An 18,060-nucleotide genomic window follows, 5' to 3' on the forward strand; every position below is an offset into this window, starting at 1 on the left:
CTGCTTAACGTGCTGGAAGATAATGATCACGGGCACACTGAAGCCGGCACCTTCAAAAATATCCGTATCGTGGGTAAAGGCAGTATTGACGGTAATGGCTGGGTGGCAGGGCTGAGTACCAGCAAAGCTGCCGCAAGCTTCACCGATGAGCTGGGCTATGAACTGCCGCAAATTCGTGCCAGTAGCGCCAGTAAAGTTAGCAGTGACGGTATTCTGGCAAAAAACCAGACCGCAGCGGCGATGGCTGCGCCTGATAATTTGACACAGGAAGATGCCTATAAAAACCGCCGTTCCTCCATGATGACGCTGCGCGGGGTGAGCAACCTCTACGTAGGCGGCCTGACCGTTCTGAACCCGGCCTACCACGGTGTGATGGCGCTGGAATCAGAAAATGTGGTGATGCACGAACTGCAACACAAAACCTATGACGGTAACAACGCCGATGGTATTGAGTTCGGTAATAGCCAAAACGTCATGTTGTTCAACAACTTATTCGATACCGGGGATGACAGCGTCAACTTCGCCGCAGGTTATGGTGCGGGCGTGGAAGAAAACAATCAGAAAGCCCAAAGCGGTGCCTGGATCTTCAACAACTACTTCCGTGAAGGTCACGGTGCGGTGGTTGCAGGAAGTCATACGGGTGCCTGGATCGAGAAGATCGTTGCTGAAAACAACGTGATGTACCTGACTGACGTCGGTCTGCGTATGAAGAGCCGTCCGTATTACGGTGGTGGCGCACGTGACGTGCTGTTCCGTGATAACGCGATGAAAGACATTGGCGGCAACGAGCCGTTTATTTTCACCATCGCTTACAGCGCGGATACCAACGATACCCTGCCTGCTAAAGAGCCGGCCCAGTTCCGCGATATCACCGTGTACAACATCACTATCGATGGCTCTAACAAGAAGAGCAGTATCGCGGTGGATGGTATGACTCAGGCAGCAATGGATACCGCGTATGGGTTTGATCTAGGCCGCGACGCGTATCATAAGAACTTCGATTTTGAAGATGTGAAGTTCCGCAACGTCAAAGCGACGGCCATTGGCTTCCTGCATGACAGCCAGTTCAAAAACGTCACCTTTGAGAACGTATTGAGTGGTGCACAAGCCTGGAGCTTTGGTGAAGGGGTTTCTAACGTCAAGGTAAAAGACAGCGTGAATGATCAAACCATCACCACGATGGGCTCGCAAACCATCACGCTTGATGGCGCAACGCAGTAACGCCGTAGTGTAACGCTATCCCCACGCCTTCACCGGCGTGGGGAAAGGAGAATGTCTCAGGTGATACAACAACGCGTACAACATTTGCTGACAATCGGCGCGCGCCTGCCTTCCTCTTGGCTCAGGCTCGGGATGATGGGGTTGTTGTTGTTACTGATTTGCCAACAGCTCGCTGTCTGGACCTGGCGCGTGTTGTTGCCAGCGCAACCGATGGTGAACGCCGTCTCTCTCTCGCCTGCACATGCCACGTCAACGCCGTCACAAACCACCGTGTATACGCTGTTTGGTCGCTCTCCCAGTGCGACTTCGCTCAAGCCTGTGCCAGAAGGCGTATTAGCTGGGGATATCCCCGTGTCTTCCCTGCAACTGACCGTGACCGGCATTCTGGCAAGCCGACAGACCGATCGCGCCATTGTGATTATCGCCAAAGATGGTCGGCAATTCAGCCGTGGCGTCGGTGACGCCGTTCCCGGCTACGAGGCCCGGATTGTGACCATCTCTGCCGATCGTATCGTACTTGAACACCAGGGGCGTTATGAAGCGCTCTACCTGTATCGCGATGAAGTTGGCGCAACCAGCAGTAACAGTAGCAGTGCGCCCAAGCCCCCACGGCGGCACTGAGCGCGGTACGTAATACGTTGAAATCAGAGCCGATGAAGGTGATGGAATACCTCTCGATTGTCCCTCAGATGAAAGATAACGCGCTAGCGGGCTATCGCCTGAATCCGGGGAAAAAAACTGAACTGTTCTACCGCCTGGGGTTGCATGACAACGACCTGGCGGTGGCGCTCAACGGCATGGATTTGCGTGATGCGGAGCAAGGGCAGCAAGCCATGGCGCAATTGCCGCAGTTGAGCGAATTGACGTTGACGATAGAGCGCGACGGACAGCGCCAGGATATTACGCTGACCCTGGATGGGGCGGCGGACGATGAGAGTGAACAGCACGCGGGCAGAGATGAGCCGTAACGGGAAACGAACAGGTGGCGCAACGTGTTTTTAGCAAAGGGCGGCGGATGACTGGCTTGCAGTTGGCGGGGGCGGGCCTTCTCATGATGGTTTCTGCCTGGTGCTGGGGAGCGGAATTTTCCGCCAGCTTTAAAGGGACGGATATTCAGGAGTTCATCAATACCGTCAGCAAGAATCTGAATAAAACCGTGATTATCGATCCTGCGGTGCGGGGTTCTATTACGGTGCGCAGCTACGACATGATGAACGAAGAGTAGTATTACCAGTTCTTCCTCAGCGTGCTGGACGTGTACGGTTTTGCCGTGGTGCCGATGGATAACAGCGTGCTAAAGGTGATTGCCGCCAAAGATGCCAAAACCTCATCGATACCGGTCGCGACGGACAGCCAGCCGGGTATCGGTGATGAAGTGGTGACGCGTGTCGTGCCGGTTAATAACGTTGCCGCGCGTGATTTAGCGCCGTTGTTGCGCCAGCTTAATGACAATGCAGGGTCTGGCAGCGTGGTGCATTACGAACCGTCTAACGTGCTGCTGATGACCGGCCGCGCCGCGGTAGTGAAACGCCTGATGGAGATCGTTGAACGCGTCGACCGTACCGGCGATCGCAACGTGGTGACGGTGCCGCTCTCCTATGCCTCTTCTGCCGAAGTGGTCAAATTGGTCAATGAGCTGAATAAATCTGACGAAAAAACCGCACTGCCGGGGGCGATGAGCGCACCAATGCGGTGCTGGTGCGTGGTGAACCTAAATCGCGCGAGCGCGTGATCGCCATGATCAAACAGCTCGACCGGCAGCAGGCGGCGCAGGGTAACACCAAGGTAATTTATCTCCGGTTTGCCAAGGTCGCCGATTTAGTGGAAGTGCTTACCGGCGTCAGCGACAGCTTGCAAAAAGATCAGCAAACGACGCAGCCGGGCACCGCGCTACGCCGCGATATCTCAATCAAGGCACATGAACAAACCAATGCCTTGATCGTCAATGCCGCGCCGGATGTGATGCGCGATCTGGAGCAGGTGATAAACCGCCTCGATATTCGCCGTCCGCAGGTGCTGGTAGAGGCGATCATTGCCGAAGTGCAGGACGCCGATGGCCTTAATCTCGGCATTCAGTGGGGCAATAAACACGCCGGGATGACACAGTTCACCAACACCGGATTGCCGCTTTCCACCGTAGTGACCGGCGTGGATCAGTACCGTAAAGATGGCACCGTCTCCACCGCACTAGGTACGGCACTCGGCAGCTTTAACGGCATGGCAGCTGGATTCTATCAGGGCAACTGGTCGATGCTGCTGACGGCCATTTCCAGCGACAGCAAAAATGACATTCTGGCGACGCCAAGCATCGTCACGCTGGACAATATGGAAGCCAATTTTAACGTTGGCCAGGAAGTGCCGGTACTGGCGGGATCGCAAACCACTTCCGGGGACCATATCTTCCAAACCGTTGAACGTAAAACGGTCGGGATCAAACTCAAGGTCAAGCCGCAGATCAATGAGGGAGACTCGGTACTGATGGAGATCGAGCAAGAGGTCTCCAGCGTGGCCGATTCCGCCTCCAGCAGCAGTTCCGAATTGGGGGCGACCTTTAACACCCGAACTGTGAGCAATGCGGTGTTGGTCGGGAATGGTGAGACCGTCGTCGTGGGGGGCATGCTGGATAAGAGCACCACCGAGAGCGCGTCACGCGTGCCAGTATTGGGCGATATTCCGGTGCTTGGTGCGCTGTTCCGCTCCAACAGCAAACAGGTCACAAAGCGTAACCTGATGCTGTTTATTCGACCTACCATCATCCGCGATCGCCAGCAGTACCAGACGGCTTCCAGCGATAAATACCGCTCATTCAGCGAAGAGCGCGGGCAGCAACATGAAGGGGACAACCGAGATAACCTGTTGCATGACAAACAGTTGCGCTTACCGGGCAGCGGTAACACACAAACATTCCTTCAGGTGAAAACCGCCATTACTGCGCTCTACCCCTCGGGGGGCCGATGAGCGAGCTTAACGCCAGCACGCCGGAATGGCGGCCGCTCTTGCCTTTTGCCTACGCGCGCACCCATCGCATCCTGCTATTGCAGGATAGCGCAACGCAGCAGCACAGCCTGATGTGTGATGCGGCGACGACGGCAACCGCACTGATGGAGGCGCGCCGCGTGGCGGGCAATGCTTTCACGGTAGCGCGCGTCAGTGCGCAAGAGTTCGATCGGCAACTGATCGTCTGCTATCAGCGCGATTCCGATGAAGCGCGGCGTCTGATGGAAGATATTGGCAACGAAATGGATTTCTACACCTTGGTGGAAGAGTTGCCGGACAGCGACGATCTGCTGGACGCTGACGATGACGCGCCGATTATCCGTCTGATCAACGCCATGCTGACCGAAGCCATCAAAAACAAAGCCTCGGATGTTCATATTGAAACCTACGAACGGCACCTGCTGATCCGTTTTCGCGTGGATGGCGTGCTGCGCGAGATTTTGCGCCCGCAACGCAAACTGGCGTCACTGCTGGTGTCGCGTATCAAGGTCATGGCGCGTCTGGATATTGCTGAAAAGCGTATTCCACAGGATGGCCGCATGGCGTTGCGCATCGGCGGACGTGCCGTTGATGTGCGCGTCTCCACCTTGCCCTCCAGCCATGGCGAACGAGTGGTGCTGCGCTTGCTTGACAAGAACAGCGTCCAGCTCGATCTCGCTGCGCTGGGGATGTCGCAAGCGTTGCGGCAACACATTGATGCACTGATCAACCGTCCACACGGCATCATTCTGGTGACCGGACCGACCGGTTCCGGTAAGAGTACCACGCTGTATGCGGCGCTGAGCCGCTTGAATGCCACCGAGCGCAACATCATGACGGTAGAAGACCCTATCGAGTATGAACTGGAAGGCATCGGACAGACGCAGGTCAACACCAAAGTGGACATGACCTTTGCGCGCGGCCTGCGGGCTATTTTGCGTCAGGACCCGGACGTGGTGCTGGTCGGTGAAATTCGTGATGGTGAAACCGCGCAGATAGCGGTGCAGGCCTCACTCACCGGCCACTTGGTGCTCTCCACCTTGCACACCAACAGCACGCTGGGGGCGTTGTCGCGTCTGCAAGATATGGGCATTGAGCCGTTTCTGCTGTCCACCTCATTGCTGGCAGTGCTGGCGCAACGGCTGGTGCGCACCCTGTGTCCTGACTGTCGTGAAGCGCACCCGGTTGATGCCGTGCAGGCGCAGCAAATGGGCATTACGCCACTCAGCACGGTTTATCGGGCCGTCGGGTGCACGCAGTGCAACTTTACCGGTTACCGGGGTCGTACCGGGATCCATGAACTTTTACTGGTGAATGACGACGTTCGCGCTGCCATCCACCGTGGCGACGGTGAACTGGCGATTGCCCGCCTGCTGGGGCCGGAGCGTCTCACCATCCGCCAAGACGGCATCAACAAGGTGTTGGCCGGTTTAACCACCTGGGAAGAGGTTATTCGAGTAACGCAGGAGGAGTGAGATGGCGCTGTTTCACTATCAGGCATTGGACGCGCATGGAAAACGCTGTCGCGGCAGTCAGGAGGCCGATTCGGCTCGCCATGCGCGACAGCTACTGCGCGAGCGAGGCCTGACGCCATTGGCGTTGAGCGAAGGGCAAGGCAGCGGGGGGGCATCCGCTACACCGCGTTTTTCGCTGCGCCGCACCACGCGCATCAGCGCGGCGGATCTGGCGCTGTTGACGCGCCAGTTGGCAACGCTAGTGGCAGCCGCGCTACCGCTGGAGGAGGCGCTGGATGCGGTGGCGCGTCAGAGTGAAAAGCCGGCCTTGAGCAACTTGATGAGCGGCGTGAGCAGCAAGGTGATGGAAGGGCATTCACTGGCGGAAGCGATGAAAGCGTTTCCCGGCTGCTTTACCCGCCTCTACACTGCGCGATGGTCGCCGCAGGCGAAACCTCGGGCCATCTGGATACGGTGTTGAACCGGCTGGCGGATTATACCGAACAGCGCCAGCAGATGCGCAGCCGCATTCAGCAGGCGTTGATCTACCCGTGCGTATTGACGGTGGTTGCCATTGCCGTGGTCAGCATTTTGCTGTCCGTCGTGGTGTCTAAGGTGGTCGAACAGTTTATTCACATGAAACAGGTGCTGCCGTTGTCAACCCGCGTGCTGATGGGGCTGAGCGATATGGTGCGCAGTGCCGGGCCGTGGATTGCCATTGCGCTGGTAGTCGGTGCCTTTGTCGCCCGCGCGCTGCTCAAGCAGGAAACGCGTCGCCTGGCGTATCACCGCCGCCAGCTCGGCGTGCCGGTGATTGGGCGTATTCTGCGTAGCCTCAATACCGCGCGCTATGCGCGTACGCTCAGCATTCTTAACGCCAGCGCGGTTCCGCTGTTGCAGGCGATGCGCATCAGTGGCGATGTGATGAGCAATGATTATGCGCGCCATCGCCTGTCGCAAGCGACGGAGGCGGTGCGCGAGGGCGTCAGCCTGCACAAGGCGCTGGAACAAACGGCACTGTTTCCGCCGATGATGCGCCACATGATCGCCAGCGGTGAACGCAGCGGCGAACTGGACAGCATGCTGGAACGGGCGTTGGATAATCAGGACAGAGAGTTCAACGCGCAGATGTCCATGGCGCTCGGGCTGTTCGAACCGTTGTTGGTGGTGACGATGGCGGCCGTAGTGCTGTTTATCGTGCTGGCTATTCTTCAGCCGCTGCTGCAACTGAATACCATAATGAGCATGTAACGTAATCCCTGTTCAAGGGGGCAAGTCATAAGGAAGACAATATGCAACAACATAACCCTATCTACCGTCAGTTAAGGCGGCGTCGTCCTTCTCAGCAGGGTTTTACGCTGCTGGAGATCATGGTGGTGATTGTGATCCTCGGGGTGCTGGCGAGCATGGTGGTCCCCAGCCTGATGGGGAACAAAGACAAAGCCGATCGCCAGAAAGCGGTGAGTGACATTGTGGCGCTCGAAAGCGCATTGGATATGTATCGCCTGGATAACCAGCGCTATCCCTCGACGGAGCAGGGGCTGACCGCATTGGTAAAAAAACCGGTGATCCAGCCTGAACCGAAGAATTACCAGCCGGACGGCTATATCCGGCGTTTGCCGCAAGACCCGTGGGGCGCAGATTATCAACTACAGAATCCGGGCAAGCACGGCAAACTGGATATCTTCTCTCTTGGGCCGGATGGCATGCCGGGCACCGAAGATGATATCGGCAATTGGAACATCGGTGGCAAATAGCGTGAGTCACGCAAGGTAGGGCAGGATGGAACAGCAACGCGGGTTCACACTACTGGAGATGATGTTGGTTGCTCTGCTGGCAGGGATTGCTGCCAGCCTGGTGATGATGGCCTTTCCTTCCGACAGGCAGAGTGACAGTGCCTGGCAGATGGCCTATTTTCGCGCGCAGCTCGATTTTGCCGTGGAAGAGAGCCAACTGAACGAGCATGTGCTTGGTGTGCGTATTTATCAGAACCGGTGGCAGTTTATCGAGCTGTTGCAGAATGACAGTGGTGAAACGTCACGCTCACACAGCGATCAGTTTCTGGGCTATCACTGGCAGCCCTGGCGACCACAAAGCATTACGCCCTCTGCGACGTTACCCGCACGCTTGCGCCTTGAACTACAAGATATCAAAAGTAAAAAAGCGCTGAAACGCAATGGCCACGAAGAGGTTTCGAACGGGCGTGACGATGAGCCTGACATCCTGATTCTGCCCGGTGGCGAAGTAACGCCGTTTCGTCTGGTATTCAACGCCGAGCCGAAAACGCAGAACGCCTAGGTGCAGGTGGATGCCGTCGGCAACATCATGACCTCGCAGGATGTGCAAGAAAAACGCACAACTATCCAGGGGACGCGGTTATGAAACCGCAGCACGGTATGACGCTGCTTGAGGTGATGGTGGCGTTGACGGTGTTTGCGTTGGCGGGGCTGGCCGTGATGAAGACCGCTATCTATCAGGTCAGCACCCTGAACCGTCTGGAGTTGAAAACCTTCGCAGGCTGGGTGGCAGAAAATCAGCAGGTACAGTTGAAGCTGGAGAAACGCTGGCCGGAAACGCGTTGGGTAAGCGGTGTCAGTTCGCAGGGCGGTGAGCGCTGGTTCTGGCGTTGGCAAGGCGTAGAAACCGGTGATGCGCAGTTTCGCGCGCTGGATGTTGAAGTGCGACGTGACAAAAACAGCAGTGCGGCTGATGCCGTGCTGCGCAGTTATGTGGTGAAACAATGAAGGGCGGAACAACCCGCCTTGACAGTGTAACAGCAAGGCCGTTGCACATACAGCGCGGTTTTACGCTGGTGGAGATGCTGCTGGCTATCGGGATTTTTGCCGCGCTGAGCGTTAGCGCATTCCAGATACTGAACGGCGTGATGCGTAACGATGAAATTTCAGCGCGCAAAGCGCAGAGGCTATCGGAGTTGCAGCGGGCGTTTGGTCAGGTGGAGGACGATCTTTCACACATCATTGCTCGCCATGGTCGAGGCAGCGCCGCGTTCTTCTTTACCGGCAGTAAGCAGATGAAAAGTGAAGACGACTATCTGCGTTTCACGCGCAATAGCTGGCTTAACCCGCTGGGTATTTTACCGCAAGGGCGTGGCGTATCGATTACGTGATAACCAACTGGAGCGGCTGTTTTACCGCTATGTCGATCCTATTCCCGGTGAAAAGCCGGAACAGAAGGCGATATTGACTCAGGTAGAGGGTTTTCGCTTACGTTTTTACGGCAGTAACGGCTGGCAGAAATCGTGGGGCAACACCGCGCAGTTACCACAGGGGATTGAGGTGATTTTAACGCTGCGCGATTACGGCGAAGTGTCACGCATGTTCCTTATCGCGCCGGGAGAGAAGACATGAGGTCGCGCCAGCGTGGTGTCGCCTTGTTGGTGGTATTGCTGATCCTGGCGCTGATGGTGACGGTCGCCGCCAGTATCGCTGAACGACAAGGCAAGGTGTTTATGCTCACCGACCGTCAGTTGGGACACCAGCAGGCTAAATGGTATGCCCTTGGCGCGGAAGCCTTTGTGGGCAAGGTGATTTTGCGTGATGCGCTGACCACACCGGAACGCACGACGCTGTCGCAAAACTGGGCGCAGCGCGGACGCCAGTTTCCGGTTGAGGGCGGGGAGATCCTCGGCTATGTGCAGGATAGGCTGGCGTGTTTCAACTTGAATGCGCTTAATCAAACCATCAGTGACGACAGCACGGCGGTCAACACGCCGTATCCCGCACAGGTATTTCGCTGGCTGCTGATCAACCTAGGGGTCGATCCGGCACAGGCCGTGACCATTGTGGCGGCAGTGCGCGATTGGATTGACGAAGATAGCCAGCCAATGGCGAATGGGGCTGAAGATGAAACCTATATGGCACTGCCCGATCCCTACCGTGCAGCCAACCAGTCGATGGTAGATATCAGTGAATTGCGCATGGTGCAAGGGGTGGATGCTGCGCTTTACCAGCGCTTGTTGCCGTTTGTCTGTGCACTGCCGACACAAAAGTTGCAGATAAATATTAATACGTTGCGGGACTATCAGGCACAGCTGCTCTCCGCGCTGTTTCTTAACACGCTAAACGCAGAGCAGGCCAAAACGCTGTTGCAGCAACGCCCTGTGGCGGGATGGCAAAGCGGGGCTGCATTTTTAGCACAAGACGGTTTTCCCAATATCAATAAAAGCAGCGCGCAGCGGGTGTTGGTGGCGAGAAGTGATTGGTTTTTTGCCCATATGCGGGTTCGCATGGGCGAGAGTGGTGATGTCTATCAAACCAGTCTACTGCATCGGGATGGAAAAACAGTGTCCGTGGTACGACGGTACTCAGGCGGTTACCGCACGGTGAATCCATGAACAGGAACAGTATGAAGACGTTTAATTTTCAACGTGTATTGACCGGCCGAGCGCTGGCTTCTTCACGCCAGACGAATGAAGGCGTGCGGGTTTCTGACAAGCCGCGCCTGATCGTGCGACTGGAGGGGGATGAGTCGGATGTTAAATGGCTGATCGCGCACGGTCGTGAGGGACGCGTTGTAATGCAAGGGCAGGGCAGCGTAGCGCAATTGCGCGAGCTGCTGGCGGGGTATCCGGGCATTCACTCAGCCACCGTACTGGTGCCGACGACTACCGTGACGTTTCACTCGCTGACTATTGCCCGGCAGGCTCGCCGTCAGCTACAGCAGGCGCTGCCGTTTATGCTGGAGGAACGGCTGGCCGTTGATGTGGAAACCGTACACTGTGCCGTACTGGCATGGGACGGCGACCGCGCAACGGTTGCTGTCGTCGCAAAGAGCAAGATGGCGCATTGGATGGCGCTCTGCGGCGCATTGGCCATCAAACCTGACATCATTCTGCCCGATGTAATGGCGCTGCCCCTGCCCGTCACGGGGCTCAGCGCGCTCTGTCACCGCGATCTGTGGCTGTTTCGTCACACAACCGGCGATGGCATGGCGGCGGAGCAGAGCTGGCATGCGGCGTTGCTGGCAGCATTGCCCCAGGCTCATCCCGATGATGAACCCGATGCTGCAGGGAATGACGCCGACCAAGAGATGCCGGTTCTGCACGGTGACAGCTACAGCCATCCGGCACCGTCCGCCGGTATCTGGGCGTCTCAACCCACCACGTCGCTGCTGCAATTGGCGGCACAGGCTCAGAAGTTGTCCCTGTTAGGGCTGGACCAGGGGGAGTTCGCACCGGCGAGAGCATGGCGCAACGGGTGGAATGCCTGGCGCGGGGTGGCGGCGCTGGCTGGTTGCTATCTGCTGTTATTGCTGGCGGATGCTGTCTGGCAGCATTACCAACTGTATCAACAAGCGGCCTACTGGCAGCAAGAAAGCGTGCGTGTATATCGGCAGATATTCCCGGCAGAAACACAGGTCGTGAATCCTCGGGTACAGATGCAACAGCATTTACAGCAGTCAGGCGGTGAGCGCGATACGCCGCGCCTGCTGCAATCAATGAATCGCTTACAGGCGTTGCTGGGAGAAAATCAGGACATACGCCTCACCACGCTGGCCTATGACGGTAATCGGCAGGAAATTCGTCTGGCTTACAGCGCGCCTGCCTATCCCGAGCTGGAGCAGTTCCAGCAACAGGCTGAAACCTATTACCAGATCCAACACGGTGAAATTCGCCAGAATGGCACACGCGTTGAAGCACTGATGACGTTAAAGGGGCAACCATGAGAAACGCCGTCATGACGCAGTGGCACCACTATTGGCTCAGCATTACACCGCGTGAGCGTCGGTTGCTGATGCTGGCGGGCAGTGCGCTGTTGCTGGCCGCCTGCTATTTCCTGCTGTGGCAACCTTGGCAGCAACGCAGCGAGCAGTGGCAGCGTACGCTGGTCAGGGAGCAACAAACGGTCGCCTGGCTGCGTCAGCAAGCTCCGCGTATTGCACAGGCCGCTGCACCCTCGACATCCCTGGCAGCAGAATCGCGTCATGCCAGCTTGCCTGTGCTGATTTCGCAAAGCAGTAGCCGCTACGGCTTGAAAGCGACACGACTACAACCGCAAGGGAATCAGGTCGCCGTGACGCTGGAGCGCAGTGATTTCACTTTGCTGATGCAGTGGCTGGGGGAGATGGAACAGGTGGGTGTTAACGTGCAACAGCTCGATGTGAATGCCGTGGACGGTGCGCCCGGCAGGGTGGATATCAGCACTGGTGATGGAGCGTGCCAATGAAAGCTAGCGCTCTCAATACCGATTCGACCACGGGGCGAGCTTTCAAAATGAAAGCGCTGGGAGCGCTCGTGTTCATGCTGGTCTATCTGTTTTTCCTGGCGCTGGATGCCCCCGCTCGCTTGCTGACGCGGTGGCTACCGTCGGATCTGGCGGTTAATGGTGTTAACGGCACGGTCTGGCACGGGCAGATTGACGCAGTTCGCTGGCGCGGTAGTGATGTGGGCGCGGTGAGCTGTGATGTCACCTTCTCTGACCTGATGCCCGCGCTGGCGGTGGCTTTCGATAGCCCCGATGGACCGCGCGGAAAAGGCGTGATTCGAGGCTGGCAGCAGGCGCAACTTTTTCAGTGGCAGGTGTCTGTTCCCGCCGCTTACGTGGTGAATAAGCTGCCACTCATTGTCCCCGTCAGCGCGCAAGGGAACGTGCAATTGCGGTTGCAACACGCCGTTGTCGATCCGCGAGGATGCCAATCGCTGTCGGCAACGTTGAACTGGCAGGATGCCGCATTAGGCACGCCGCTTGGCACGGTTGCTCTGGCTCAGCCGCAGGTACAGCTCAATTGCCATGAGGGTCGGTTGGAAATGGCGCTGCGCCAGCAATCGCACCATGTGCAAATTACCGGCAAGGGGAGTTTGGCGCTTTAACTGCGTGCGAGTGCACAAGCTTGCATTTGGGCATGTTTTACCGGTTGTTGCTCCTTGCTGCCTGTGAAACGATAGCGCGTAAAGGCGATGCCAACCATTACGAGGATGATGATATGCGAGGCACGGCGTGGAACAACTGGTAGCGTTTTCGGAAGCGTATCCTCTGCTCTGGTGCAGCGCGCTTTTGGTGTTGGGGCTGGTCATTGGTAGCTTTCTGAATGTGGTGATTCATCGCCTGCCTGTCATGCTGGAAATGCAGTGGCGTGATGAAGCCGCTTTGAACGTTGAGGGCGACGTACAACTCGCACAGACTCGCTACGATCTGTGGTGGCCGCGTTCCCACTGCCCAAACTGCCATCAGCCGATTGCGCTGCGTTATAATGTGCCGGTACTCGGTTGGCTGGTACTGCGCGGGCGCAGTCACTGCTGTAATCAGCCTATCGCCTGGAGCTATCCGCTGGTGGAAGCGGCAACCGGGATCCTGTTTGTGGCGGCTGGCAGCCTGTGGCCGCCGGGAATCTCGTTGCTGGGGGCATTGGCTCTGCTTGCCTTTCTCATTGCTCTGGCGGCGATTGATGCCGAGACCTTGCTGCTGCCGGATGCGTTGACGCAGCCGCTGTTATGGCTCGGATTGTTCATCAATCTCAGCGACGCCTTTGTGCCATTAGAGAGTGTGCTGTCATTGGTGCCATGGCCGGATATCTTGCCCTGTGGGTGGTCTACTGGTTGTTTAAAACTCTGACGGGCAAAGATGCGTTGGGGGCGGGCGATTTCAAACTGTTGGCGGCGCTCGGTGCCTGGCTCGGATGGCAAGCGCTACCGCAATTGGTGCTGTTAGCGGCATTGGGCAGTTTAGTAATGACCTGTCTGTGGCGATGGCGGCACGGGGGCCGATTTCGATCAGCCGCTGGCATTTGGTTCCTAGCTGGCGATAAGCGGCGGTATTCTGCTTTTTGTTCCCGGTTTCTCCTTCTGACTTTTTCATTAACGTCGCCAACAAAATGGGCTGAGTGATTCTTCACTCAGCCCTTATTCATTTCTTTTATTCGATTTTATTTATTTTATGCTGTTTGGTATCGAACTCGCGATGACCTGTCACTAAATCATCAGCATAAAAGTACCCGCCCACACCATCAGCATGAATGAGATACCCATAAAAAAATACTTCACTGATTGTCATCTCCAGCAAACATACGCCTGCAACGATTCCGATTGTGCGTCTTTTTGGAAAGCATTTACCCCTGCGAACCGACGCAGAGCGAGGGCTTTCCGTCTGTCATAAACAGGGCATGCCCGTTATGATGGAATCGGCGCTAAATCTACGCCTGGTGGGGGTTGAATATCAATAGGGTGAAGGAGGAAAATGCAATAAATAGCATTAAAAAGCAGCCTGTTCGAGAGCGTCTTTGAGCGAAAAAAAGGCATGCGATGGCGATTAATGCTACCAATAATCGCGCTGTTGACAGGAAAACGCGAGAAAGGATATCTAGCCAAAAAAAGTATTTGAAATTACGCTTTATCATTCACTCATCTTACCCCCCGATGTTTCTCATCATCGTTGCGGATAATACCCGCTCCAAATGGACGTTTTAACCCTATAATGTGATATGTCTCGCACTATTTGTTGCGAAGCAAACGTGAGTGCCATGATAAAACACCAGACACATTAAGGTTGCCTGAACCAGCCTTGAGGCCGGTTTCTGAGAAAGGAAAATGCTATGCAGAATCTATTCGAGCCCGTCGCTATCGGCGAACTGACGCTGCCTAACCGCATTGTGATGGCTCCGTTGACGCTCATGAAAGCCTTTAACGAAAGAACGCCTGGGCCGCTGATGCTGGAGTACTATGTACAGCGCGCCAACGCAGGAGTGATTATCAGCGAAGCTACCTCTATCTCACCGCAGGGCGTAGGCTATCCGAATACGCCGGGTATCTGGTCTGATGAACAGATTGCCGGTTGGGCGCGCGTCACTGCCGGTGTGCACGCCGCCGGTGGAAAGATTGTCCTGCAACTGTGGCACGTCGGGCGCATTTCCGACCCTGTCTACCTTGATGGGAAACTGCCGGTTGCCCCCAGTGCGATTGCGCCTGAAGGCCACGTTGCTACGGTTCGCCCCGACAAGAACTATGAAGTGCCACGTGCGCTGGAAACCAATGAGATCCCGGCTATTGTTGAGGACTTCCGTCAGGCTGCAGCCAATGCCAAGCGCGCCGGTTTTGATGGTGTGGAAATACACGCGGCCAATGGTTACCTGCTCGATCAGTTTCTGCACGATGGTTCAAACCAGCGAACGGACCGCTACGGTGGCAGTATTGAAAACCGGGCACGTTTTCTGTTAGAGGCGGTGGATGCGGTGCTCACCGTCTGGCCTGCTGGTCGGGTTGGCGTGCACCTGAACCTGATGTCCAATACGCACTCCATGAAAGATTCCGATCCGGCGGCTCTGTTTACCTATGTGGCCCAACAGCTGGATGCACGTCGTTTGGCCTTTATCTTTGGCCGTGAAGATATTTCGGGCAGTACGCTTTATGGCCCGTTGGTGCGTAAGCATTTTACCGGAGCTTATATTGCCAATGATGGTTTGACGATAGCATCGGCACAGGCGCTGCTGGATGAAGGGGGCGCAGATGCTGTGTCGTTTGGGCGTTGGTATATCGCTAACCCCGATCTGGTGCAACGCTTGTGCCTCGGTGCGCCGCTCAATGCCTTGAACGCACAAACTATCTATACCAGCGATCGAACGGGTTACACCGATTACCCCAGTCTGAATGACGATACCGCCAGTCCCCTGGAAGGTGCGTGATGGCGAGTATCAAATTAACGGTGAATCATCTGTATCAGTTACAAGGTAATGAAAGAAAACCAGCTCATGCAGTGGCGCGGGTCTATGTTGGGGATACGCTGTTGGCAACGGAAGAAATAACGGGAATGACAGAGGACGCTGTCAGCAAGTATCTGCACCATTCACTTCCTGAAGGGCAGCCCGTGCGCGTCGAGTGGGATTGTGCGGGCGTTACCGCAATTAGCGCCGCTGAGGTGCATATATGCCCCTGCTGTCACGCAGAGGAGTAAACCGCATCACGTTATACGGCAGCCCGCGCGGATAAAGCAGATATCAGCGCGGGCACTGAGCCGTCATCGACATTACTCGTCGCTTCCATTTTCCTTGCCGAGCAACTCTTGAATACGCTGATAGACTTCAGCCGCTGTGAGCCCGCTGTAGGATTCATTACTCTCAAAATTCAGCACCTGATCAGGATCGACACCATTTAATACACCGATCAGAGCAAAGTATTGTTGTGAAATGCGTTTTCCCGTCAGGGAATCAAACATCTCTGATTGTCCATCAGGATATTTAATCACGGAGACCAATTTACCGCCGAACAGAGGAATGCCTGTCATGGTCAATGAATATTCATTGCCCGCAGCGGCCTCGTCATCATCTTGTTGCTGCTCGGCCTGCTTTTTCTCAGCAGCATCGCCTCGGGAAGCGCGCGCCTTGTCAGAAGAGAGGGTCACCTTAGTGCTGTTGGCCGGAGAGAACGTATCGGAAGGATCTGAGCCAGTAGATGAAGATCCGGTTTTACTCTCAGTATTGACTGCCGCTACCGCATTGGGTGATTTAATCACATCAACGGCAGAGACATTCGGTTGAAAAGTGGCGCCATGTAGATTTTGAGTCTGAATATCTGGAATAACCACAATATAACTCCTTTATATATTCATTACTGGAAGTATTTAATGCTAACACGTCACTTTGAAATAAAGCGAAAAAGGTAAAAATGTCAGTAAAATATTACTTAAAAAACAGCAAGTTAACATATTAATGTGCAATCTCAACGCGTTGGGTTCTGAAGAACGCGACGTCTGGCCCAGCAATCGCTGGTTGTAGATGCTTTAGCCATTGCCCGCTAATGCATCGAGCTTATCTGTATGTGCACAGAACACAAACCCTTGAAGACACTATCGGCCAAAAAAAGAGCTTTTTTAATACTTAAAATGAATAATAGATGATTTCCGTTATTCCGTACGATAACTGTGGGTGTGGCGCGTTTTTTGATAGTTGGCCAACGCGAATTGGCCAGAACCGTCAATGCGAAAAAAGCCTGCGCGATAGGGGAAAACCAATTCCGACCGGTAGATTGATCATTTGGGTTTGCGGGAAACATTGTTGCCCGCATCCGCACTTAACTTGATGATATCCCAGAGTGCCAGCGCGGTAATCAGCGCAATCAGGGCAATCAGGGCAAACCCGATGCGAAAACTGACTCCCGGTATGGCGGGCAGCACAAACGTCTCGCTGAGCCAGGCACCCGAGCGAATACACAGCGCACCGAGCGTGATACCGAGGCCATTAGCCAACTGCAATGAGGTGCTGAAAAGCGTATTGGCCGAGCTCATCTCTTGTGCGGGAACATCAGCGAAGGCCAATGAACTGATCCCAGTGAATTGCATGGAGCAAAACAGACCGCCTAAAAATAGTACCACCAATGTCACCATTTGCGGTATATCGGGGCTTAACAGTGCGCAGCCTAACAACGACAATACGCAAAGAATACCGTTACCGATCAGCAATTTTTTAAAGCCAAAATAGCGGATAAGCGGCGTTGTCGCAGGTTTCATCGCCAGGTTACCGGCAAAAACCGCCAGCACCAACGCACCAGAATGAAAGGCATCCATACCAAATCCCACCTGAAACATCAGTGGCAGCAGGAAGGGAACGGAACTGATAGTCGCGCGTAAAACAAATCCTCCGCGCATGGTGATGCGGAATGTGGGAACGCTCAATGCGTCAAGGCGAATCAGCGGGGTAGACGCGGTGCGCAGGTGTTTTATCGCCCAAAACAGGGCGAGCATACCGGCAGCGATGACGGCAAAGGCATATGTCGGGTGACTCTGCTGTTGACTGAGCATTTCCAACCCGGAAACCAGGCACAGCATGGTGATCCCGGTAGAGATAAAGCCCTGGCTATCAAACGGCAGCTTCTCTTTCGGTTTCTGATTTGGCATTAAACACAGAGCGATAATGATAGCGATAATCCCTAACGGCACGTTGAGGAAAAAAATCCAGTGCCAGCTGGCATAGGAGGTGATGAACCCTCCCAATGGCGGCCCAATGATCGGTACCACCAGCGCGGGCTAGGTGAGCGTAGCTATCGCCTTAATCAACTGGTCTTTTGGCGTGGTTCTTAATACCACCAGGCGACCCACTGGCACCATATGGCACCGCCAATGCCTTGCACCACGCGTAACAGCACAAACTGCGTTGCGGATTCTGCCAGGCCGCATAGCAACGATGAAAAGGTAAATATCCCCAATGCCACACTGAAAACGGTTCTGGCACCAAAACGCTCTGCAACCCAACCGCTGGCAGGGATCAGTGCCGCCAGCGTTAAGGAAGGTGCGATTTAATCGTGACTTATGAGAGTATGACGCTTTATTTATCATGATATTTTTACGATGCCAGCAATTTCCCACTATTCCTCCCGTAAATCCCGCTTTCTCGACCACATGAATGTGCTGGTTCCATGGGCTGATATTGCAGATATAGTGCTTCCATATTACCCCTCATCCCGGCG

At 55.3% G+C, this 18,060-nt stretch carries 15 protein-coding genes and 6 pseudogenes; 18 read left to right on the forward strand and 3 right to left on the reverse strand.

Features of this window, described 5'->3' with window-relative positions:
- The 15 genes and pseudogenes from ACTBDZ_RS07130 to ACTBDZ_RS07200 form a co-directional block, all read left to right on the forward strand.
- Positions 1 to 1,221: glycoside hydrolase family 28 protein (locus ACTBDZ_RS07130; RefSeq protein ID WP_438814803.1), on the forward strand; the 1,221-nt coding region annotated here is incomplete at its 5' end.
- Positions 1,222 to 1,281: 60 nt separating this feature from the next.
- Positions 1,282 to 1,842 (forward strand): type II secretion system protein GspC, encoded by a 561-nt coding sequence (gspC, locus tag ACTBDZ_RS07135; RefSeq protein WP_438814804.1) that lies wholly within the window; start codon positions 1,282 to 1,284, stop codon positions 1,840 to 1,842.
- 17 nt (positions 1,843 to 1,859) lie between these two features.
- On the forward strand, positions 1,860 to 2,189 hold the full coding sequence (gene gspC, locus ACTBDZ_RS07140; RefSeq protein ID WP_438814805.1) for a type II secretion system protein GspC: 330 nt from the start codon (positions 1,860 to 1,862) through the stop codon (positions 2,187 to 2,189).
- An 83-nt stretch (positions 2,190 to 2,272) separates the two neighbouring features.
- Positions 2,273 to 4,179: pseudogene (gene gspD / locus ACTBDZ_RS07145) on the forward strand (type II secretion system secretin GspD).
- Positions 4,176 to 5,672, forward strand: a complete 1,497-nt coding sequence (gene gspE, locus ACTBDZ_RS07150; RefSeq protein WP_438814806.1) for a type II secretion system ATPase GspE — start codon at positions 4,176 to 4,178, stop codon at positions 5,670 to 5,672. The pseudogene gspD and the gene gspE overlap by 4 nt, the downstream one beginning before the upstream one ends.
- A gap of 1 nt (position 5,673) precedes the next feature.
- Positions 5,674 to 6,902 (forward strand): annotated as a pseudogene (gspF, locus tag ACTBDZ_RS07155) (type II secretion system inner membrane protein GspF).
- 41 nt (positions 6,903 to 6,943) lie between these two features.
- Positions 6,944 to 7,408, forward strand: coding sequence for a type II secretion system major pseudopilin GspG (gspG, locus tag ACTBDZ_RS07160; protein WP_438814807.1), 465 nt, complete (start codon positions 6,944 to 6,946; stop codon positions 7,406 to 7,408).
- A gap of 25 nt (positions 7,409 to 7,433) precedes the next feature.
- Positions 7,434 to 7,949, forward strand: coding sequence for a type II secretion system minor pseudopilin GspH (gene gspH, locus ACTBDZ_RS07165; protein ID WP_438814808.1), 516 nt, complete (start codon positions 7,434 to 7,436; stop codon positions 7,947 to 7,949).
- Positions 7,950 to 8,029: 80 nt separating this feature from the next.
- On the forward strand, positions 8,030 to 8,395 hold the full coding sequence (gene gspI, locus ACTBDZ_RS07170; protein ID WP_438814809.1) for a type II secretion system minor pseudopilin GspI: 366 nt from the start codon (positions 8,030 to 8,032) through the stop codon (positions 8,393 to 8,395).
- 74 nt (positions 8,396 to 8,469) lie between these two features.
- A pseudogene (gspJ, locus tag ACTBDZ_RS07175) lies at positions 8,470 to 9,019 on the forward strand (type II secretion system minor pseudopilin GspJ).
- Positions 9,016 to 10,005: a type II secretion system minor pseudopilin GspK gene (gspK, locus tag ACTBDZ_RS07180; RefSeq protein WP_438814810.1), complete on the forward strand. Its 990-nt coding sequence runs from the start codon at positions 9,016 to 9,018 to the stop codon at positions 10,003 to 10,005. Before gspJ ends, gspK begins: the two are co-directional and overlap by 4 nt.
- Positions 10,006 to 10,016: 11 nt before the next feature.
- Positions 10,017 to 11,336, forward strand: coding sequence for a type II secretion system protein GspL (gspL, locus tag ACTBDZ_RS07185; protein WP_438814811.1), 1,320 nt, complete (start codon positions 10,017 to 10,019; stop codon positions 11,334 to 11,336).
- On the forward strand, positions 11,333 to 11,836 hold the full coding sequence (gene gspM / locus ACTBDZ_RS07190; RefSeq protein ID WP_438814812.1) for a type II secretion system protein GspM: 504 nt from the start codon (positions 11,333 to 11,335) through the stop codon (positions 11,834 to 11,836). The genes gspL and gspM overlap by 4 nt, the downstream gene beginning before the upstream one ends.
- Entirely contained in the window at positions 11,833 to 12,480 is a 648-nt protein-coding gene (locus ACTBDZ_RS07195; protein WP_438814813.1) for a type II secretion system protein N, read from the forward strand. Before gspM ends, ACTBDZ_RS07195 begins: the two co-directional genes overlap by 4 nt.
- A gap of 127 nt (positions 12,481 to 12,607) precedes the next feature.
- Positions 12,608 to 13,405, forward strand: a pseudogene (locus tag ACTBDZ_RS07200) (prepilin peptidase).
- A 173-nt stretch (positions 13,406 to 13,578) separates the two neighbouring features.
- Here ACTBDZ_RS07200 and ypdK read toward each other — a convergent pair.
- Positions 13,579 to 13,650: a membrane protein YpdK gene (gene ypdK / locus ACTBDZ_RS07205; RefSeq protein ID WP_195314225.1), complete on the reverse strand. Its 72-nt coding sequence runs from the start codon at positions 13,648 to 13,650 to the stop codon at positions 13,579 to 13,581.
- A 548-nt stretch (positions 13,651 to 14,198) separates the two neighbouring features.
- Between ypdK and ACTBDZ_RS07210 the strand changes: the two genes are divergently transcribed.
- Together ACTBDZ_RS07210 and ACTBDZ_RS07215 are read left to right on the forward strand one after the other, a co-directional pair.
- Positions 14,199 to 15,284 carry an alkene reductase gene (locus tag ACTBDZ_RS07210; protein WP_438814814.1) on the forward strand — a complete coding sequence of 362 codons (1,086 nt, stop codon included), beginning with the start codon at positions 14,199 to 14,201 and terminating at the stop codon, positions 15,282 to 15,284.
- Complete coding sequence (locus tag ACTBDZ_RS07215) at positions 15,284 to 15,553, forward strand: hypothetical protein (RefSeq protein ID WP_438814815.1); 270 nt, start codon at positions 15,284 to 15,286, stop codon at positions 15,551 to 15,553. Before ACTBDZ_RS07210 ends, ACTBDZ_RS07215 begins: the two co-directional genes overlap by 1 nt.
- A gap of 72 nt (positions 15,554 to 15,625) precedes the next feature.
- Here ACTBDZ_RS07215 and ACTBDZ_RS07220 read toward each other — a convergent pair whose 3' ends face one another.
- Both ACTBDZ_RS07220 and ACTBDZ_RS07225 read right to left on the reverse strand, forming a co-directional pair.
- Positions 15,626 to 16,183 (reverse strand): hypothetical protein, encoded by a 558-nt coding sequence (locus ACTBDZ_RS07220; protein ID WP_438814816.1) that lies wholly within the window; start codon positions 16,181 to 16,183, stop codon positions 15,626 to 15,628.
- Between the two features lie 444 nt (positions 16,184 to 16,627).
- Positions 16,628 to 17,877 (reverse strand): annotated as a pseudogene (locus ACTBDZ_RS07225) (MFS transporter); the annotation flags it as partial.
- A 64-nt stretch (positions 17,878 to 17,941) separates the two neighbouring features.
- Here ACTBDZ_RS07225 and ACTBDZ_RS07230 point away from each other — a divergent pair.
- Positions 17,942 to 18,060, forward strand: a pseudogene (locus tag ACTBDZ_RS07230) (IS5/IS1182 family transposase); the annotation flags it as partial.

Origin of the sequence: Symbiopectobacterium sp., from assembly GCF_051710365.1 — a bacterium.
Taxonomy (GTDB): domain Bacteria; phylum Pseudomonadota; class Gammaproteobacteria; order Enterobacterales; family Enterobacteriaceae; genus Symbiopectobacterium.